The 17,714-nt window shown below is 58.5% G+C and carries 21 protein-coding genes; 19 read left to right on the top strand and 2 right to left on the bottom strand.

The features are described 5' to 3' along the window. The first annotated feature begins 20 nt into the window (after positions 1-20). Complete coding sequence (locus BT204_RS13700; RefSeq protein ID WP_003193880.1) at positions 21-506, top strand: YajQ family cyclic di-GMP-binding protein; 486 nt, start codon at positions 21-23, stop codon at positions 504-506. A 136-nt stretch (positions 507-642) separates the two neighbouring features. Further along, entirely contained in the window at positions 643-1,485 is an 843-nt protein-coding gene (locus BT204_RS13695) for a mechanosensitive ion channel family protein (RefSeq protein WP_054898004.1), read from the top strand. A 182-nt stretch (positions 1,486-1,667) separates the two neighbouring features. On the opposite strand, the gene BT204_RS13690 is transcribed toward BT204_RS13695, so the two are convergent. After that, a complete protein-coding gene (locus tag BT204_RS13690; RefSeq protein ID WP_034128586.1) occupies positions 1,668-2,948 on the bottom strand; it encodes an OprD family porin in 1,281 nt (426 codons plus the stop codon). Between the two features lie 740 nt (positions 2,949-3,688). Here BT204_RS13690 and BT204_RS13685 point away from each other — a divergent pair. Together BT204_RS13685 and BT204_RS13680 are read left to right on the top strand one after the other, a co-directional pair. Then, positions 3,689-4,114, top strand: coding sequence for an HIT domain-containing protein (locus BT204_RS13685; protein ID WP_054898003.1), 426 nt, complete (start codon positions 3,689-3,691; stop codon positions 4,112-4,114). 3 nt (positions 4,115-4,117) lie between these two features. Beyond that, on the top strand, positions 4,118-4,324 hold the full coding sequence (locus BT204_RS13680; protein WP_072447140.1) for a SlyX family protein: 207 nt from the start codon (positions 4,118-4,120) through the stop codon (positions 4,322-4,324). A 73-nt stretch (positions 4,325-4,397) separates the two neighbouring features. On the opposite strand, the gene BT204_RS28290 is transcribed toward BT204_RS13680, so the two are convergent. After that, positions 4,398-5,000, bottom strand: coding sequence for a cold-shock protein (locus BT204_RS28290; RefSeq protein WP_003193875.1), 603 nt, complete (start codon positions 4,998-5,000; stop codon positions 4,398-4,400). A gap of 427 nt (positions 5,001-5,427) precedes the next feature. Here BT204_RS28290 and BT204_RS13670 point away from each other — a divergent pair, with 427 nt between their 5' ends. The 15 genes from BT204_RS13670 to ybgF all read left to right on the top strand — a co-directional run bounded on the left by BT204_RS13670 (position 5,428) and on the right by ybgF (position 17,653). After that, positions 5,428-5,901, top strand: coding sequence for a Dps family protein (locus tag BT204_RS13670; RefSeq protein ID WP_003193874.1), 474 nt, complete (start codon positions 5,428-5,430; stop codon positions 5,899-5,901). 180 nt (positions 5,902-6,081) lie between these two features. Beyond that, the gene (locus BT204_RS13665) at positions 6,082-6,435 is read left to right on the top strand and encodes a ribbon-helix-helix domain-containing protein (protein ID WP_034128584.1); all 354 of its coding nucleotides are present in this window, start codon (positions 6,082-6,084) and stop codon (positions 6,433-6,435) included. Positions 6,436-6,597: 162 nt separating this feature from the next. Then, positions 6,598-6,819 (top strand): FmdB family zinc ribbon protein, encoded by a 222-nt coding sequence (locus BT204_RS13660; protein WP_003193872.1) that lies wholly within the window; start codon positions 6,598-6,600, stop codon positions 6,817-6,819. 108 nt (positions 6,820-6,927) lie between these two features. Then, positions 6,928-8,703 carry an aspartate--tRNA ligase gene (aspS, locus tag BT204_RS13655; protein ID WP_005790914.1) on the top strand — a complete coding sequence of 592 codons (1,776 nt, stop codon included), beginning with the start codon at positions 6,928-6,930 and terminating at the stop codon, positions 8,701-8,703. A 135-nt stretch (positions 8,704-8,838) separates the two neighbouring features. Then, the gene (locus BT204_RS13650) at positions 8,839-9,585 is read left to right on the top strand and encodes a YebC/PmpR family DNA-binding transcriptional regulator (protein ID WP_034128583.1); all 747 of its coding nucleotides are present in this window, start codon (positions 8,839-8,841) and stop codon (positions 9,583-9,585) included. Between the two features lie 171 nt (positions 9,586-9,756). Further along, positions 9,757-10,281, top strand: a complete 525-nt coding sequence (ruvC, locus tag BT204_RS13645; protein ID WP_019821257.1) for a crossover junction endodeoxyribonuclease RuvC — start codon at positions 9,757-9,759, stop codon at positions 10,279-10,281. A 70-nt stretch (positions 10,282-10,351) separates the two neighbouring features. After that, positions 10,352-10,963 (top strand): Holliday junction branch migration protein RuvA, encoded by a 612-nt coding sequence (gene ruvA, locus BT204_RS13640; protein ID WP_054898002.1) that lies wholly within the window; start codon positions 10,352-10,354, stop codon positions 10,961-10,963. Continuing rightward, positions 10,964-12,022 carry a Holliday junction branch migration DNA helicase RuvB gene (gene ruvB, locus BT204_RS13635; protein WP_003193867.1) on the top strand — a complete coding sequence of 353 codons (1,059 nt, stop codon included), beginning with the start codon at positions 10,964-10,966 and terminating at the stop codon, positions 12,020-12,022. Positions 12,023-12,260: 238 nt separating this feature from the next. Beyond that, positions 12,261-12,716: a tol-pal system-associated acyl-CoA thioesterase gene (ybgC, locus tag BT204_RS13630; protein ID WP_072447138.1), complete on the top strand. Its 456-nt coding sequence runs from the start codon at positions 12,261-12,263 to the stop codon at positions 12,714-12,716. Between the two features lies 1 nt (position 12,717). Next, on the top strand, positions 12,718-13,413 hold the full coding sequence (gene tolQ, locus BT204_RS13625; RefSeq protein WP_003193865.1) for a protein TolQ: 696 nt from the start codon (positions 12,718-12,720) through the stop codon (positions 13,411-13,413). A gap of 23 nt (positions 13,414-13,436) precedes the next feature. Beyond that, a complete protein-coding gene (tolR, locus tag BT204_RS13620) occupies positions 13,437-13,889 on the top strand; it encodes a protein TolR (protein ID WP_161793227.1) in 453 nt (150 codons plus the stop codon). Continuing rightward, on the top strand, positions 13,889-14,962 hold the full coding sequence (gene tolA, locus BT204_RS13615; protein ID WP_003193863.1) for a cell envelope integrity protein TolA: 1,074 nt from the start codon (positions 13,889-13,891) through the stop codon (positions 14,960-14,962). Before tolR ends, tolA begins: the two co-directional genes overlap by 1 nt. Before the next feature lie 17 nt (positions 14,963-14,979). Continuing rightward, the gene (tolB, locus tag BT204_RS13610; protein WP_032874245.1) at positions 14,980-16,260 is read left to right on the top strand and encodes a Tol-Pal system beta propeller repeat protein TolB; all 1,281 of its coding nucleotides are present in this window, start codon (positions 14,980-14,982) and stop codon (positions 16,258-16,260) included. Positions 16,261-16,315: 55 nt separating this feature from the next. Beyond that, the gene (pal, locus tag BT204_RS13605; protein ID WP_003193861.1) at positions 16,316-16,816 is read left to right on the top strand and encodes a peptidoglycan-associated lipoprotein Pal; all 501 of its coding nucleotides are present in this window, start codon (positions 16,316-16,318) and stop codon (positions 16,814-16,816) included. 6 nt (positions 16,817-16,822) lie between these two features. Continuing rightward, positions 16,823-17,653 (top strand): tol-pal system protein YbgF, encoded by an 831-nt coding sequence (ybgF, locus tag BT204_RS13600; RefSeq protein ID WP_054898000.1) that lies wholly within the window; start codon positions 16,823-16,825, stop codon positions 17,651-17,653. The last annotated feature ends 61 nt before the right edge of the window (positions 17,654-17,714 follow it).

The following is a 17,714-nucleotide window of genomic DNA, read 5'->3' as shown; positions in this document are numbered from 1 at the left end:
CCTTATATTGGAGAAATCACATGCCTTCGTTCGACGTGGTATCTGAACTGGACAAACACGAAGTCACCAACGCCGTCGAGAACGCCGTCAAGGAACTGGACCGTCGCTATGACTTGAAAGGCAAGGGCAGCTTCGAATTCAAGGAAAAGGAACTGACCGTCAACCTGACCGCTGAAGCCGATTTCCAGCTGGAAGCGATGATCGAGATCCTCAAGCTGGCCCTGGTCAAGCGCAAGATCGACGTGCAGTGCCTGGAAGTCAAGGACGCCTACGCCTCAGGCAAACTGATGAAGCAGGAAGCCGTGCTCAAGGAAGGCATCGACAAAGAGCTGGCCAAGAAGATCGTGGCGCACATCAAGGACGCCAAGCTCAAGGTCCAGGCCGCCATCCAGGGCGAGCAGGTTCGTGTCACCGGCAAGAAGCGTGACGACCTGCAAGAGGCCATTGCGGCCCTGCGCGCCAAGACATTTGACATGCCGCTGCAGTTCAATAACTTCCGCGACTGATGGCACTTTGGGGAACCTGTGGGCACTTTTGGCGTCCCACGCCCCAGCATCAGTGCCTACAATTGAGCCCTTCGGGGCTCAATTGCGTTTTCAGGCAGTCAATACAGCCTTATCGCCGCACAACAGGAGAAAGTAGATGGATTTGAACGCTGAAATGGATCACCTGATCAAGACCTCCCAGTCTTGGCTCCCCATGATCATGGAATACGGCAGCCGCGTATTGCTGGCGTTGGTCACCCTGGCCATCGGCTGGTGGCTGATCAACGTCTTGACTCACCGCGTGGGCCGTCTGCTGGCCATGCGTAACGCTGACTTGGCACTGCAACACTTCATCACCAGCCTTGCGAACATCGCGCTCAAAGTCATGCTGGTGGTCAACGTGGCCTCGATGATTGGTGTGGCCACCACCTCGTTCGTTGCGGCGATCGGTGCCGCTACCCTGGCAATCGGCCTGGCCTTGCAAGGCAGCCTGGCGAACTTTGCCGGCGGCGTGTTGATTCTGTTGTTCCGCCCGTTCCGTATCGGTGACTGGATCGAAGCCCAGGGTACCTCGGGTACCGTCGACAGCATCCAGATCTTCCACACGGTGCTGCGCACCGGCGACAACAAGACGGTGATCATTCCCAACGGCAGCCTGTCCAACGGCCTTATCACCAACACCAACCGCCAGCCGACCCGCAAGGTTGTGTTTGACGTGGGTGTGGACTATGAGGCGGACCTGCAGAAGGCCCGTGAAGTGCTGCTGGCTTTGGCTGAAGACCCGCGTGTACTGAAGGACCCTGCCGCCGTGGCGGTGGTGTCGACCTTGGGCGACAGTTCCATCACCGTCTCCCTGCGTTGCTGGACCAACACACCGGATTATTGGGACGTGATGTTTATGTTCAATGAACTGGCGCGTGACCGTTTGAAAGCGGCCGGGATTGATATTCCGTTTCCGCAACGGGTTATTCGGGTGATGCAGGAAAGTGCGCCGAAGTAACTTGGCGTGATGCTATCGAAGTTGGCCGAAAGGTCAGCTTTGAAAAACTAGTTACTTAGCTTGCTAGTTGTTTTGTTGGTTGAAATAAAACTGCAATAAAAAAGCCGCTCCCTGTTTAAACAGAGGAGCGGCTTTTTGTTTAAGGCCGAAGCCTCAAGTCATCGTTGTAATTGAACCGGCAATTACAAGATGTTCAGCGGGTAGTTGGCGATCAGACGCAGCTCGTCGATCGACGGCGAACCGTAGTACACGCCATCACCGGAACGGTAAGTCGCTTGACGCAGGCGCAGGCTCAGGTCTTTTGCCGGGCCGCTCTGGATCACGTACTTGGCTTCGATGTCGCGTTCCCACTCTTTGCCATTCGAGGTGGTGCCCGTATTGGCGCCGCTACCGGTTACATAACGGGTCATGAAGCTCAGGCCCGGAATGCCGAAGGTTGCCATGTTGATGTCATAACGCGCCTGGTAGGACTTTTCGCCTTCGGCGTTGAAGTCGGAACGGGCGATGGAGTTGGCCAGGAACACAGTGCCGCCGCCGTCTACGCCGTAACCGTAGTCGCCGTCACCGGTGACTTTCTGGGCTGCCAGGGTGAAGGTGTGAGCACCGATGGTGTACGCGCCCTGCAAGCTGAAGGCGCGGTTGTCGAGCTTGGTCACGCCATCTTTCTCTGCGCGTTGCAGGCCGGCGCCGTCGCTCTTGGTGTCGTAGATGTTGAAGTCCAGGGCGAACGACTGATCATCGCTCAGGGCGTGGGTCCAGTTCAGGTTGCTGTAGTACTTGCGGAAGTAATCTTCGGTTTTCGCGTAGTACAGGCTGCCGGTGACTTCTGGAGTGAAGGCATACACACCGCCGACGAAGTCGGTTTTGGTCAGGCCCAGGCTGTCGTGGTAGGTCTGGTTCTGCGCGACGCTGGAAGTGAAGTGACCGCCTTCAAGCTTCAGGCCCTTGATTTCGTTGCTGGTGATGGAGATACCTTGCGGCAGCTCTGGCAGCAGGCGGCTGTCGTCGGAGGCAAACACTGGGGCTGTGGTGTATTGGTCACCGACTTTCAGCACAGTGTTGGAGATGCGGAACTTCACCGCGCCGCCGCCTTTGGAATAGTCATCTTGCGAGCGACCGTCGGAACCGGTTGGGAACAGGCCGGTGCCGGCGCGGCCCTTGCCGCTGTCGAGCTTGACGCCCATCAGGCCGATCACGTCGACACCGACACCAATGGTGCCCTGGGTGAAGCCCGATTCGTACAGGGCATTGAAGCCCAGGCCGGTTTCTTCAGCACGGCTCTTGGAGCCTGGGCCCGACGGGTTGTTACGGAAGTCACGGCTGAAGTACAGCGCGCGAGTATTGATGCTGAACGTGCTGTCTTCAACAAAGCCCTTGGAATCGTCCTGGGCGGACGCCATTGCGAACTGCGAGGTGCCTGCTGAAACAGCCAGGGCGATCATGCTCCACTTCATCACGCGCATCGTGATTTGCTCCTTTGGTTTTAGGAAGAGTACTGCCGTCCCACCTGTATTTTTATCTGGGCGGCTCTTTCTTTTTGTGTCGGCGCAAAGTTATCTCACGCAGACCCTATTGACGATACTTACTCAATTATCCTTTCAGCTTCTTTACGAGGCTGTCGTAAATCGCTAGATCCATGTCGCAAATTCACAGCCTGAAATGTATCCAGGCTGACAACTTCAATGCTGTTTTCAGACTTCTTTCAAAGTTTGAACGCATCCCTGATACACATTGAAACGCCACTATTTTTATCGCGAAACACCTGTGTCCAAACGGGTGTCGTTGCCGACGATATGGGGGTGAATGCAACAAGCGTGCTCAAACCACTTACCGAATGTCATTTTTTCGTGAAAAGTGTGATGAGCCTGTAAAAACCGCATAAGCACGGGGGTTTTACGCCATTTCGGTTGGGCTTGACGCCAGGGTGTTACCCCGGTTCGGTGGTACCTGAATCCTGTACCTGGGTAAAACGTTACCGGTTGACCCTTATCAGTGGGTAATCGGCGGATCCCTTTGAGGCACAGGTGGGTTATTTTGGTGCATCCCGTTGAGGCCCGGCCTAGCGTTGCTCACCTGGGCTGTTGCCTCTAAAGGGTGCATCTTTTTGCCTGGTTGCCTCAAGGCCGCCAGCATTGCCCGTGAAGCCTTGGGCATTCGAAGGTATGCTGGGCACCTGTTACCGACCTGCCGAACGGAGTGCCACGTGTTCGCCTTAGATCAACGCCTGCAACAAGATACCTTGGCCATTGGGGACTTCCCGCTCTGTCGCCTGCTGCTGTCCAATGACGCCAATTACCCCTGGTTCATCCTGGTGCCGCGCATCGAAGGTATCAGCGAAGTGTTTCAACTGGATGTCGCAGATCAACAAACCTTGTGGCAAGAAACGACGGCCCTGGCGCAGCTGCTTAACGACGGGCTGGCGGCCGACAAGATGAACATCGGCGCGCTGGGTAACGTGGTCAGCCAGTTGCATGTGCATGTGATTGTGCGCAAGCGCGACGACGCCGCCTGGCCAGCCCCGGTGTGGGGCAAGCACCCGGCCCGGCCCTACACCGAAGAGCAGGTGGCCGCGACTCGCAGCCGATTGCGAGAGCTATTGCCTGCCGACTTCATCTTTACCCAGGACTGAACCATGGACCTGCAAGAACGCGTCACCGACCTGGAAAGCCGCCTGGCCTTCCAGGACGACACCATTGAGACCCTCAACGACATCCTGGTCACCCAGCAGCGGGCCGTCGAACGTCTGCAATTGCAAATGAATGCACTGCTCAAGCGCCAGGAAGAAATGGGCGGGCAGTTCGAGTCATCCGAAGAGGAAGCGCCGCCGCCACACTATTGAGTGCGCAAGCAATAAAAAAACCGCGACCCAGCCAAGGCTGGATCGCGGTTTTTTTTTGCTGCGAGGGCTGGGATCAGCGACGCGGCAGGGCAGCGATGACATCTTCGGCTTGCAGGCCCTTGTCACGGTTCATCACCGAGAACTCTACGCGCTGGCCTTCGACCAGGACGCGATGGCCTTCGCCACGAATGGCTCGGAAGTGGACGAAGATATCGTCGCCCGAGTCGCGGGAAATGAAGCCGAAGCCCTTGGAGGTGTTGAACCACTTGACGGTCCCGGTATCCCGGTTGGTCATGTCATAGTTTTGCGACGCGGCCGCTGGAGACGAGCGGTAGAAGCTGATGGCCAGGTGAAGAACGATGGCGACCACAGCGATCACCAGGCTGAGCAGGATGGCCGGATGGCCCCCGACTTCAGGCATGGGCGCCAGGAGGGTGAGGGTTTGTACGACAACAGTCAGCACCAGCAGCGCACTGACCAGGTTTTGCAGTTGATGACGCGTGCCTTTGTTCCAGTAAGGGATTACCGGCGCGAGCGTCAGGTTAAGAAGGCCGAACAAGGCCAGGTACAGGGCGTCGTGTTGTTCCAGGTAGGGCAGGCTTTCAGGCTGCAGGCTCGGAATAAAGGACAGCAGCAAGGCTGCGACGCCCGTTAGCAGGTGGACGATTTTCAACATTTTGGTTAACTCACGTTAAGACGGATCACAAGGAAGAGCTGACTGGCACGGTTCGCTTCTGAACAATGGGAGGCGTTGAGCACGTGCGCGGGTATCAGCCTATGTGACGTGCCGCAGGAATAAACGGCAGCCACACCGCGTCTATTTAACAGCAAAGGCTGTGCCTACTCAAATCAAGCATTTCGGGGTGTTGCCACGGCCACGGCATTTCTGCGTCAAACGCTTGTCCTAGACAGGTGCGGGATTTTTTCAGTGGTGGCCTAGACCCTTCCTACAGGTAAATAGGCTTGCCAAGTCAGATCCCGCAGTCGGTGCGGGGCGATTTGCCGCATGCAGCCCGAGTGTGTCGGGCTGCACGTGGCGCACTCTCTTGCTAGAGTGGAACTGCACCTGATCAATGAATGCTCGTCAATTGAAGGGGAAACACATGGCAATCGATATTGGTATCAGTGAAGAAGACCGTAAATCCATCGTCGACGGACTTTCCCGCCTACTCTCCGATACCTATGTTCTGTATCTGAAGACCCACAATTTCCATTGGAACGTCACAGGCCCCATGTTTCGTACGCTGCATCTGATGTTCGAAGAGCAGTACAACGAGCTTGCGCTGGCAGTGGACTCCATCGCCGAGCGTATCCGTGCCCTGGGCTTCCCGGCGCCGGGTGCCTATTCGATTTACGCCCGCCTGTCTTCCATCAAGGAAGAAGAGGGGGTGCCGAGCGCCGAAGAGATGATCAAGCAGTTGGTGGCCGGTCAGGAAGCAGTCACGCGTACCGCGCGAGGCATCTTCCCATTGCTCGACAAAGTCAGTGATGAGCCGACGGCGGACCTCTTGACCCAGCGTATGCAGGTTCATGAGAAAACCGCGTGGATGCTGCGCTCCCTGCTTGAAAACCAGTAACTGTCGAACCCAGGCGGCGCCTTTTCGGCGCCGCCTGCTGGTTTCCCTGCGCTTCCTGGCGTTGTCCTACAACTAACAACTCCCCGTCTTCTGGCTGCTCTGCGCTGGCTGCTGTTTTATAGGCCATCGTCCAATGGGAGAAGCCCATTGGCTGCTGTTTGGCAATGGAGTGTCAGGTGTATGTCACGTGGAGTGGGTAAGGGAATGATGGAAGCCTGTGGTTTTCACAAGATAAAGGTCGACCCTTTTACCAAGGGTTTTGATATGGGGCTGGCCAAGCCACTGTCCCGTTCGGTCAGGCTCAATGGGTTTTCTACCTGCCTGCGGCTTGAACAGATCTATTGGAATATCCTGACGGAAATCGCCAGGCTCAATACCTGTTCGGTCAGTGCGCTGTTGTCCTATGTCGATCGGGAAGTGCATTTGCGTTACGGAGGCGTGAAGAACTTCAGTGGGCTGGTGAGGGTGGTGTGCGTGGTTCACGTCCTCAAAGGTCGGGGCGCCCTCACGTCCGGGGATACGCTCGCGCAGTAGTCCGATGGCCGGGCCTTCAGCCCGACGGGCCGGGTCCTGGGCACAAAGCCGGCTGCGCTGTATTGATTTACCAGATATAATCCCGCGCTTTGCTGCGCATGCCGGGCTTTATGCACAGGGCAGGGCGTGGCGCTGTAACGATCTGATCGCCGAGACATCTCCATGCCCATGTACGACTATCAATGCGCTTCCTGTGGTCATCAGTTGGAAGCCATTCAGAAGATCAGCGCCGCGCCGCTGGTCGATTGCCCTGCCTGCCAGGCACCTGAGTTGAAGAAGATGTTGTCCATGCCGGGCTTCCGCCTGAGCGGCAGCGGCTGGTACGAGACTGATTTCAAGACCGGTGCCAAGAAGAACCTGGCCGGCGGCGACAAAGCAGACTGAGTTGAACTCTACGCGCAGGCTCCTGCATTATCCGTCCCCTGCTTTAATGTGCGGTGACGAGGCGGGCCTGCCACCGAATTTCGAATTACGAGAAGTGAAACCACGACCATGATGCGCAGCCACTATTGCGGCCAACTGAACGAGACCCTGGAAGGTCAGGAAATCACCCTTTGCGGATGGGTTCACCGTCGCCGCGACCACGGCGGGGTAATCTTCCTCGATATCCGCGACCGTGATGGTCTGGCCCAGGTAGTGTTCGACCCGGACCGCGCCGAAAGCTTCGCCGCCGCCGACCGCGTGCGCAGCGAATACGTCGTGAAGATCACCGGCAAGGTACGCCTGCGTCCGGCCGGTGCCGTGAACAAGAACATGGCGTCCGGCGGCATCGAAGTGCTGGGCTATGAGCTGGAAGTGCTGAACGAGTCGGAAACCCCGCCGTTCCCGCTCAACGAATACTCCGACGTGGGCGAAGAAACTCGCCTGCGCTACCGTTTCCTGGACCTGCGTCGTCCGGAAATGGCCGAGAAGCTGCGCCTGCGCTCGCGCATGACCACCAGCATCCGCCGCTTCCTGGATGAAAACGGCTTCCTCGACGTCGAAACCCCGATCCTCACCCGGGCCACCCCGGAAGGCGCGCGCGACTACCTGGTACCGAGCCGTACCCATGCCGGCAGCTTCTTCGCCTTGCCGCAATCGCCGCAGCTGTTCAAGCAACTGCTGATGGTGGCTGGTTTCGACCGCTACTACCAGATCGCCAAGTGCTTCCGTGACGAAGACCTGCGTGCCGATCGCCAGCCGGAATTCACCCAGATCGACATCGAGACCAGCTTCCTCGATGAAAAAGAGATCATGGGCCTGACCGAGCAGATGATCCGCAACCTGTTCAAGGAAGTCCTGGACCTGGAGTTCGGCGAATTCCCGCACATGACCTTCGAAGAAGCCATGCGCCGCTACGGTTCCGACAAGCCAGACCTGCGTAACCCGCTGGAGCTGGTGGACGTGGCCGACCAGCTCAAGGACGTCGACTTCAAGGTGTTCAGCGGCCCGGCCAACGATCCTAAATGCCGCATCGCCGCCCTGCGTGTGCCTGGCGGCGCGAGCATGCCGCGCAAGCAGATCGACGACTACACCAAGTTCGTCGGCATCTACGGTGCCAAGGGTCTGGCGTACATCAAGGTCAACGAGCGCGCCAACGGTGTCGACGGCCTGCAGTCGCCGATCGTGAAAAACATCCCTGAAGCCAACCTGAACACGATCCTCGATCGCGTCGGTGCGGTTGACGGCGACATCGTGTTCTTCGGTGCCGACAAGGCCAAGATCGTCAGCGAGGCCCTGGGCGCGCTGCGTATCAAGCTCGGTCACGACCTGAACCTGCTGACCTGCGAATGGGCGCCGATGTGGGTTGTGGACTTCCCGATGTTCGAAGAGAACGACGACGGCAGCTTCAGCGCCTTGCACCACCCGTTCACCGCACCGAAGTGCTCCCCGCAAGAGCTGGAAGCCAACCCTGCAGGCGCGCTGTCCCGTGCCTACGACATGGTGTTGAACGGTACTGAACTGGGTGGCGGTTCGATCCGTATCCACCGCAAAGAGATGCAACAAGCGGTCTTCCGCCTGCTGGGCATCAACGAAGCGGAACAGGAAGAGAAATTCGGCTTCCTGCTCGACGCCCTGAAATACGGCGCGCCGCCGCACGGTGGCCTGGCGTTCGGCCTGGACCGTCTGGTGATGCTGATGACCGGCGCCCAGTCGATCCGTGAAGTGATCGCCTTCCCGAAAACCCAGAGCGCTGCGGACGTCATGACCCAGGCTCCGGGTGTGGTTGATGCCAAGGCACTGCGCGAGCTGCACATCCGCCTGCGCGAGACGCCGAAGGCTGAGTAAGGCTGCAGCGTGAAAGCGCGATAAGGTTGTACGCAGTCAAAAAGGCGCATCTTCGGATGCGCCTTTGCGTTTAAAAGAGGGAAATCTCGCCTGGGGCGGGATTGATAAGGTTTCTAGAGAATTCGGAGTTGTGTTATGGCTGGCCATTCCAAGTGGGCGAACATCAAGCACCGCAAAGAGCGTCAGGATGCCAAGAAAGGCAAGATCTTCACCAAGTGGATTCGCGAACTGACCGTCGCTGCCCGTCAGGGTGGCGGTGACCCGGGCTCCAACCCGCGTCTGCGCCTGGCGCTGGACAAGGCGCTGGGCGCCAACATGAGCCGCGACATCATCGACCGCGCCGTGGCCCGTGGTGCCGGTGCGGCCGACACCGACGATATGGTCGAGCTGACCTATGAAGGCTACGGCCCGGGCGGCGTGGCGGTGATGGTCGAATGCATGACCGACAACCGCAACCGTACCGCGGCAGCCGTGCGCCATGCGTTCAGCAAGTGTGGCGGCAACCTTGGCACGGACGGCTCGGTGGCCTACCTGTTCGAGCGCAAGGGGCAGATCACCTTCGCACCGGGCACTGATGAAGACGCGCTGATGGAAGCCGCGATGGAAGCGGATGCCGATGACGTGGTCACCAACGAAGACGGCTCCATCGATGTGTTCACCTCGTTCGCCAGCTTCTACGCCGTGCGTAATGCCCTGGAAGCCGCTGGTTTCAGCGGCACCGACGCGGAGATCGTGATGCTGCCGACCACCAGTGCCGAACTGGACCTGGACGGTGCCCAGAAGGTGCTGAAGCTGCTGGACATGCTTGAAGACCTGGATGACGTGCAGAATGTGTATTCGAATGCCGACATCCCTGAGTCTGTGGCCGAACAGCTCGCGTAAGAACGATGAATATCCGCTGTGGGAGCTGGCTTGCCTGCGATAGCATCACCTCGATTTGACAGAAGCACCGAGGTGCCCGCATTGCAGGCAAGCCAGCTCCCACAGGGCTTCTATGCTGTTACACAAATGTGTGCCTGGCACATACCGTTGTAAATCCAACCCGCAGGCGTTATGACTTTAATCCTAGGTATCGACCCCGGTTCGCGCATCACCGGCTTTGGCGTGGTGCAGCAGACCCCACGCGGCTGTGTGTACGTCGCCTCGGGCTGCATCCGCACTGGCGCAGGGGAATTGGCCGAGCGGCTGCAGATCGTCTATCGCGGCGTACGTGAAGTCATCCAGACCTACGGCCCGGTCACCATGGGCATAGAGAAAGTCTTCATGGCCAAGAATGCCGACTCGGCGTTGAAGCTCGGGCAGGCCCGGGGCGCTGCCATCGTGGCAGGTGCCGAGGAGGGCATGGAGATCGCTGAATACACCGCGACCCAGGTCAAGCAGGCCGTGGTCGGCACCGGTGGCGCCAACAAGGAGCAGGTGCAAATGATGGTCATGCACATGCTCAAGCTCACTTCAAAGCCGCAGATCGACGCCTCGGATGCCCTGGCCATCGCCATTTGCCATGCCCATACCCGCTCCAGCCTGTTGCCTCACGGCTTGGGCGCAGCACGTAGTCGTGGCGGGCGGCTGCGTCTCTGATAGCATCAGCGCAATCGTTATTTTTGCGGTCAGGCTCCGATCTGACCCCCAAGCTTTAAGGATCTGAACCGTGATTGGACGCTTGCGCGGCACCCTGGCTGAGAAACAGCCGCCGCACCTGATTCTGGATGTGAATGGGTTGGGTTATGAGCTGGAAGTGCCCATGACCACCCTGTATCGCCTGCCGTCGGTCGGCGAGCCGATAACCTTGCACACTCATTTAGTGGTGCGCGAAGACGCGCAACTACTCTATGGTTTCATCGGCAAGCGTGACCGCGATTTCTTCCGCGAGCTGATTCGTCTCAATGGCGTGGGGCCCAAATTGGCCCTGGCCTTGATGTCGAGCCTGGAAGTGGATGAATTGGTCCGGGCTGTATCGGCCCAGGATACCTCGGCCCTGACCAAGGTGCCGGGGGTGGGCAAGAAGACCGCCGAGCGCTTGTTGGTCGAGCTCAAGGACCGCTTCAAAGCCTGGGAGGTGGTGCCGAGCATGTTCGCCCTGGTACCGAACCAGCCGGATATGCCGGCGGCCCAGGTCGCCAACGCCGAGAGCGATGCCGTCAATGCGCTGATCTCCCTGGGCTACAAGCCCCAGGAAGCCAGCAAGGCCGTATCGGCCATCAAGGACAAGAACCTGAGCGCTGAAGACATGATTCGCCGTGCCCTGAAGGGAATGATTTAAGTGATTGAAGCCGATCGTCTGATCGCGGCCACCGGCCCGCGTGACCGTGAAGAAGTCCAGGACCGGGCCATCCGCCCGTTGAGCCTGGCCGAATACATCGGCCAGCCCACCGTGCGCGAGCAGATGGAGCTGTTTATCCAGGCCGCTCGCGGGCGCAGTGAGTCCCTGGACCACACCCTGATCTTCGGCCCGCCGGGTTTGGGCAAGACCACTCTGGCCAATATCATCGCCCAGGAAATGGGCGTGTCGATCAAGTCCACCTCCGGCCCGGTGCTTGAGCGTCCTGGCGACTTGGCCGCGTTGCTGACCAATCTTGAACCCCATGACGTGCTGTTTATCGACGAAATCCATCGCTTGTCGCCGATTGTCGAAGAAGTGCTGTACCCAGCCATGGAAGACTTCCAGCTCGACATCATGATCGGCGAAGGTCCTGCGGCCCGTTCGATCAAGCTCGACCTGCCGCCCTTTACCCTGGTGGGCGCGACCACCCGCGCGGGCATGTTGACCAACCCGCTGCGAGACCGTTTCGGCATTGTTCAACGTCTAGAGTTCTATAGCACCGCCGATCTGGCGACCATTGTCAGCCGGTCGGCGAGTATCCTCGGCTTGCCCCTGGACCCGGAAGGCGCCTTTGAAATCGCTCGACGCGCTCGCGGTACGCCACGAATTGCCAACCGTTTGCTGCGCCGCGTGCGAGACTTTGCCGAGGTGCGTGCCAAGGGCCACATCACCAAGGCCGTGGCGGACCTTGCCTTGAACCTGCTGGATGTGGACGAACATGGTTTTGATCACCAGGATCGACGCCTACTTTTGACCATGATCGAGAAATTCGACGGTGGCCCGGTCGGCGTGGACAGCCTGGCCGCAGCCATCAGTGAGGAGCGCCATACCATTGAGGATGTGCTGGAACCGTACCTGATCCAGCAGGGCTATATCATGCGTACCCCGCGGGGCAGGGTGGTGACGCGTCATGCCTATTTGCACTTCGGGCTAAACATTCCGTCACGATTGGGAGAGATGCCCGTGGTAGACGAATTCCTCGATGCAGTGGACGATTAAAAAATTGCAGGAGCGAGCTTGCTCGCGAAAAACGCCAACGATAACGCGGTATGTCTGGTTATACGCGGCGTGCTCAGGTTCTTCGCGAGCAAGCTCGCTCCTACAGGGTATTTGTCATGTGGGGTGATTTATCCGAGCTTTGTGCTGTCCCAGTGTCTGGCGTCGTCATTTGAAAGCGTTCAGGAATGAAAAAACAGTTGCCCAGCCAATTGGCAACCTGAGGAGTAAGCACTAGAGTATGCGCGCGCAAAACGGGGATCAGTCGTTCGCACATCGCTGTCGCGTTTATTACGAGGACACCGATGCCGGCGGCATCGTTTATTACGTCAATTACCTGAAATTCATGGAACGGGCTCGAACCGAGCGGCTGCGGGAGTTGGGTTTTGCCCAGTCCGAGCTGGTAGGCGACGACCTGTTATTCGTCGTGCATTCCAGCGAGGCGCGGTATTACGCGCCGGCGCGACTGGACGATGAGTTGCTGGTCAGCGCTGAAGTCATCGAATTGAACCGTGCCAGCCTGCGTTTCAAGCAGCAGGTCAGGCGGGCCACGGATGCAACGCTGCTCTGTGAGGGGCAGTTCCTGGTGGCGTGTGTGCGCACCAACAGCTTGAAACCTCGGGCCATTCCCGAAACTCTACGCGCGGCCTTTGCCGCCGTGAGCGGCGCGGGTCAACAATCAAAGCAGGAGATTTAGCGTGGAACCTACCGTCGTCGACCATTCCTCCATGTGGAGCCTGGTCAGCAATGCCAGTGTCGTGGTTCAACTGGTCATGCTGACCCTGGTAGCCGCATCGGTTACCTCTTGGGTCATGATTTTTCAGCGCAGCAACATGTTGCGCGCCGGTCGACGTGCCCTGGAGAGCTTTGAAGAGCGCTTCTGGTCGGGTATCGACCTGTCCAAACTGTACCGCCAGGCAGGCAGCAACCCGGATCCGGATTCGGGCGTCGAGCAGATCTTCCGTGCTGGCTTCAAGGAGTTCTCGCGCCTGCGCCAGCAGCCAGGTGTCGATCCTGAAGCGGTGATGGAAGGTGTGGCCCGTGCCATGCGCGTGGCCATCTCCCGCGAAGAAGAGAAACTCGAGCAGGGCCTGCCGTTCCTTGCCACCGTGGGTTCTGTCAGCCCGTACATCGGCCTGTTCGGTACCGTATGGGGCATCATGAACTCCTTCCGCGGCCTGGCCCAGGCGCAACAAGCCACACTGGCCACCGTGGCCCCGGGTATTGCCGAAGCCCTGATCGCCACCGCGATCGGCCTGTTCGCCGCTATCCCCGCAGTAATCGCCTACAACCGTTTTGCCGCAACCAGCGAAACCTTGATCGGCCGTTACTACACCTTCGCCGATGAATTCCAGGCGATCCTGCACCGTAAAGTGCACACCAGCGAAGAATAAGCAGGTAATTCCCAATGGCTTTAATCGCTCGAGCTCGCAAAAAGCGCAAGCCGGTCGCCGAGATGAACGTAGTGCCCTACATCGACGTGATGCTGGTGCTGCTGGTGATCTTCATGGTGACCGCGCCGATGCTCAACCAGGGCGTGAAAGTTGATCTGCCCAAGGTTTCCAGTGAAGCCTTGCCGCAGGACAACAACACTCAGGTCCTGACCATTTCGATCAAGGCTGACAAGACCTATTACTGGAACCTTGGCAGCGAAGTCGATACGCAAAAGCAGCAGGACAAGGCCCTGACCTTGCCTGCAATGACCGATGCGGTGACCAAGATCATTCGCTCCGGCAACGAAGGCGGCAAGCACACCCAGGTGTTTATCCGGGGTGACAAATCGGTCGACTACGGCTCCGTCATGGGCGCCATGGGCGGGCTGCAGAAGGCCGGCGTCGGTAACGTTGGCTTGATTACCGAGGCGCCCTGATGCAGCAACAGCGAGAGCCGTCCGCCTCGGAAAGCTACTTCTGGCCTGGCGTGTGGGCAATTGCCCTGCACGTCCTGGTGTTCGGCATGCTGTTCGTCAGCTTTGCCATGACCCCGGACCTGCCGCCAGCCAAGCCGATCGTGCAGGCGACCCTGTATCAGCTGAAATCGAAAAGTCAGGCCACCACCCAGACCAATCAGAAGATTGCGGGTGAGGCCCAGAAGTCGGCCGCGCGCCAGACTGAAGTCGAGCAGATGGAACAGAAGAAGGTCGAGCAGGAAGCGGTGAAGGCTGCTGCGGAACAAAAGAAAGAAGAGGCGGCTCAAAAGGCCGAGGAATCGAAAAAGGCTGACGAAGCCAAGAAGGCCGACGAGGCTAAAAAGGCTGATGAAGCCAAGAAAGCCGAGAAAGCTGCCGAAGCGAAAAAGGCCGAAGAGAAACAATTGGCTGATATAGCCAAGAAGAAATCGGAAGAAGAAGCCAAAAAGGCTGCCGAAGAAGAGGCCAAGAAAAAGGCCGCTGAAGAAGCCAAGAAAAAGATAGTCGAAGACGCGAAAAAGAAAGCCGCCGAAGACGCCAAGAAAAAAGCTGAAGCAGACGAGGCGAAGAAGAAAGTCGCCGACGAAGCGAAGAAGAAAGCTGCCGCCGACGCCTCCAAGAAAAAGGCCCAGGAAGCAGCACGCAAATCCGCCGAAGAGAAAAAGGCCCAGGCCCTGGCAGATTTGCTTTCCGACACGCCGCAGCGTCAGCAAGCCTTGGCCGATGAGCGTGGCGATGAAGTCGCGGGCAGTTTCGACGACCTGATTCGGGCGCGGGCAGCGGAAGGTTGGACACGTCCACCTTCGGCACGTAAAGGCATGACAGTAGTGCTGCAGATCGGCATGTTGCCGGACGGTACGGTGACTTCGGTCAGCGTGGCCAAGTCCAGTGGTGACGGTTCGTTCGACAGTTCGGCGGTTGCCGCGGTCAAGAATATTGGCCGGTTGACCGAGATGCAGGGAATGAAACCAAGTGACTTCGCTCCCTATCGTTCATTCAAGATGACATTCACACCTGAGGATCTAGCCTTGTGAGAAACCTTCTTCGAGGAATGCTTGTCGTTATTTGCTGTATGGCAGGGATAGCGGCGGCGGATGAAAAGAACATCCTGGTAACCAGCGGCAGTGATCGGGCCACCCCGATTGCAGTCGTGCCGTTCGGTTGGCAGGGCGGCAGCGTGCTGCCGGACGACATGGCCCAGATCGTCAGCGACGACCTGCGTAACTCCGGTTACTACGCGCCGATTCCAAAAGGCAACATGATCAGCCAGCCAACCCAGGCCAGCGAAGTCATCTTCCGTGACTGGAAGGCGGTGGGTGCCCAGTACCTGATGGTCGGCAGCATCACGCCGGCCGGCGGTCGCCTGCAGATCCAGTACACGTTGTTCAACGTGGCCACCGAACAGCAGGTCTTGACCGGCAGCGTATCGGGTACCGCCGAACAACTGCGCGACATGGCTCACTACATCTCGGACCAGTCGTTTGAAAAACTCACCGGTATCAAGGGGGCGTTCTCGACGCGCCTACTGTATGTCACGGCTGAGCGTTTCTCTGTAGACAATACCCGCTACACCCTGCAGCGTTCGGACTACGACGGTGCTCGTGCAGTGACCTTGCTGCAGTCCCGTGAGCCAATCCTGTCGCCGCGCTTCGCGCCGGACGGCAAGCGTATTGCCTACGTATCGTTCGAACAGCGTCGCCCGCGTATCTTTGTGCAGCACATCGATACTGGCCGTCGTGAGCAGATCACCAACTTCGAAGGCCTCAACGGTGCGCCAGCCTGGTCGCCGGACGGTTCGCGCCTGGCTTTCGTGCTGTCCAAGGACGGCAACCCGGATATCTACGTGATGAACATGGCCTCGCGTCAACTCTCGCGTGTGACCAGCGGCCCGGGCATCAACACCGAACCGTTCTGGGGCAAGGATGGCTCGACCATCTACTTCACCTCCGACCGTGGCGGCAAGCCTCAGGTCTACAAGGCAAATGTGAACGGCGGCGGTGCGGAACGTGTGACCTTTATTGGTAACTACAACGCCAACCCCAAGCTTTCGGCCGATGAAAAGACGTTGGTGATGATTCACCGTCAGGATGGTTTCACTAATTTCCGGGTTGCGGCCCAGGATTTGCAGCGCGGAACCGTAAAAATCCTTACAGATACCAACCTTGATGAGTCAGCCACTGTTGCGCCCAACGGCACCATGGTAATCTACGCCACCCGCCAGCAGGGCCGGGGAGTCTTGATGCTCGTGTCCATCAACGGACGCGTAAGGCTCCCACTTCCTACCGCACAAGGCGAAGTCAGAGAACCATCCTGGTCCCCTTACCTGAACTGACGCGGCGCTACAAAAAGAAGTACTTAACACACTGGGGTTCATTAGGAGTTTCACGATGGAAATGCTGAAGTTTGGTAAGTTTGCTGCTCTGGCTCTGGCTCTGTCCGTAGCCGTTGGTTGCTCCTCTAAAGGCGGCGACAATGCCGGTGAAGGCGCAGCTGTTGATCCAAACGCTGGTTACGGCGCCAACACTGGTGCGGTCGACGGCTCCCTGAGCGAAGAAGCTGCTCTGCGCGCTATCACCACTTTCTACTTCGAATACGACAGTTCGGACCTGAAGCCAGAAGCCATGCGCGCTCTGGACGTTCACGCCAAGGACCTGAAAGCTAACGGCGCTCGCGTTGTTCTGGAAGGTAACACTGACGCCCGTGGTACTCGTGAGTACAACATGGCACTGGGCGAGCGTCGTGCGAAAGCCGTTCAGCGCTACCTGGTACTGCAAGGTGTTGCTCCAGGCCAACTGGAACTGGTTTCCTACGGTAAAGAGCGTCCAGTTGCAACTGGCAACGACGAACAGTCGTGGGCTCAGAACCGTCGCGTCGAACTGCGTAAGTAATTCGTCATGCGAACGTGCCGTCGTGCTCTAACTGTATTGGCTCTCAGCTTCGCACCGCTTGCGGTGTGGGCTGCGGTTCCTGTAACGGATAGCAACTCAGGCTATAACAATAGCGGGAGCAGTTATCCGCCAGCGGGTTATGGCACGAACGGCGCCTATGCGGGGGGAGCGGCTACGTCCGCTCCCTCGGCACAGGGCGAACTGTTCAACCAGCTGCAACGCATGCAGGATCAGTTGGCCCAGCAACAAGGCGCCATTGAAGTTCTGCAGAACCAAGTGAACCAGCTGAAGCAAGAAGGCCTGGAGCGTTACCAGGATCTTGACCGTCGTATTGGAGCCGGTGTTGCACCTGCCGCTACTCCTGATAATTCTTCTACCGGTGGCGCACCCAGTGCCGCTGCCGGTGGCGCAGCAGCGGGGGCCGCCGCGGCTGCCCCTGCCGCCAGCAGTGAACCGGGTGATCCGGCGAAGGAAAAACTGTATTACGATGCAGCCTTCGACCTGATCAAGGCCAAGGATTTCGATAAGGCCAGTCAGGCCTTCACCGCTTTCCTGCGCAAGTACCCCAACAGCCAGTACGCGGGCAATGCCCAGTACTGGTTGGGTGAGGTCAACCTGGCAAAGGGTGATTTGCAGGGCGCGGGCCAGGCTTTTGCCAAGGTCAGCCAGCTGTACCCCAAGCACGCCAAGGTTCCGGATTCGCTGTACAAACTAGCTGACGTAGAACGCCGCCTGGGTCACACCGACAAGGTCAAAGGTATTCTGCAGCAGGTGGTTGCCCAGTATCCGGGTACCTCCGCGGCGCAGTTGGCCCAGCGGGACCTGCAACGCTTGTAAGCAATGCAGCCCGTTCAGAAGAAACCCGCGCTTGTCGCGGGTTTTTTCGTTAGAATCCACG

Origin of the sequence: Pseudomonas sp. NFPP02, from assembly GCF_900119355.1 — a bacterium.
Lineage (GTDB): Bacteria > Pseudomonadota > Gammaproteobacteria > Pseudomonadales > Pseudomonadaceae > Aquipseudomonas > Aquipseudomonas paracarnis.
This window is presented reverse-complemented; position numbering and strand designations above follow the sequence as displayed.

Bases quoted from the DNA above. Each gene is read 5' to 3' on its own strand.
- BT204_RS13700 (WP_003193880.1), top strand. From the start codon at position 21: ATGCCTTCGTTCGACGTGGTATCTGAACTGGACAAACACGAAGTCACC.
- BT204_RS13695 (WP_054898004.1), top strand. From the start codon at position 643: ATGGATTTGAACGCTGAAATGGATCACCTGATCAAGACCTCCCAGTCT.
- BT204_RS13690 (WP_034128586.1), bottom strand. From the start codon at position 2,948: ATGCGCGTGATGAAGTGGAGCATGATCGCCCTGGCTGTTTCAGCAGGC.
- BT204_RS13680 (WP_072447140.1), top strand. From the start codon at position 4,118: ATGGACCTGCAAGAACGCGTCACCGACCTGGAAAGCCGCCTGGCCTTC.
- BT204_RS28290 (WP_003193875.1), bottom strand. From the start codon at position 5,000: ATGTTGAAAATCGTCCACCTGCTAACGGGCGTCGCAGCCTTGCTGCTG.
- BT204_RS13670 (WP_003193874.1), top strand. From the start codon at position 5,428: ATGGCAATCGATATTGGTATCAGTGAAGAAGACCGTAAATCCATCGTC.
- BT204_RS13665 (WP_034128584.1), top strand. From the start codon at position 6,082: ATGTCACGTGGAGTGGGTAAGGGAATGATGGAAGCCTGTGGTTTTCAC.
- BT204_RS13660 (WP_003193872.1), top strand. From the start codon at position 6,598: ATGCCCATGTACGACTATCAATGCGCTTCCTGTGGTCATCAGTTGGAA.
- aspS (WP_005790914.1), top strand. From the start codon at position 6,928: ATGATGCGCAGCCACTATTGCGGCCAACTGAACGAGACCCTGGAAGGT.
- BT204_RS13650 (WP_034128583.1), top strand. From the start codon at position 8,839: ATGGCTGGCCATTCCAAGTGGGCGAACATCAAGCACCGCAAAGAGCGT.
- ruvC (WP_019821257.1), top strand. From the start codon at position 9,757: ATGACTTTAATCCTAGGTATCGACCCCGGTTCGCGCATCACCGGCTTT.
- ybgC (WP_072447138.1), top strand. From the start codon at position 12,261: ATGCGCGCGCAAAACGGGGATCAGTCGTTCGCACATCGCTGTCGCGTT.
- tolA (WP_003193863.1), top strand. From the start codon at position 13,889: ATGCAGCAACAGCGAGAGCCGTCCGCCTCGGAAAGCTACTTCTGGCCT.
- tolB (WP_032874245.1), top strand. From the start codon at position 14,980: ATGCTTGTCGTTATTTGCTGTATGGCAGGGATAGCGGCGGCGGATGAA.
- pal (WP_003193861.1), top strand. From the start codon at position 16,316: ATGGAAATGCTGAAGTTTGGTAAGTTTGCTGCTCTGGCTCTGGCTCTG.
- ybgF (WP_054898000.1), top strand. From the start codon at position 16,823: ATGCGAACGTGCCGTCGTGCTCTAACTGTATTGGCTCTCAGCTTCGCA.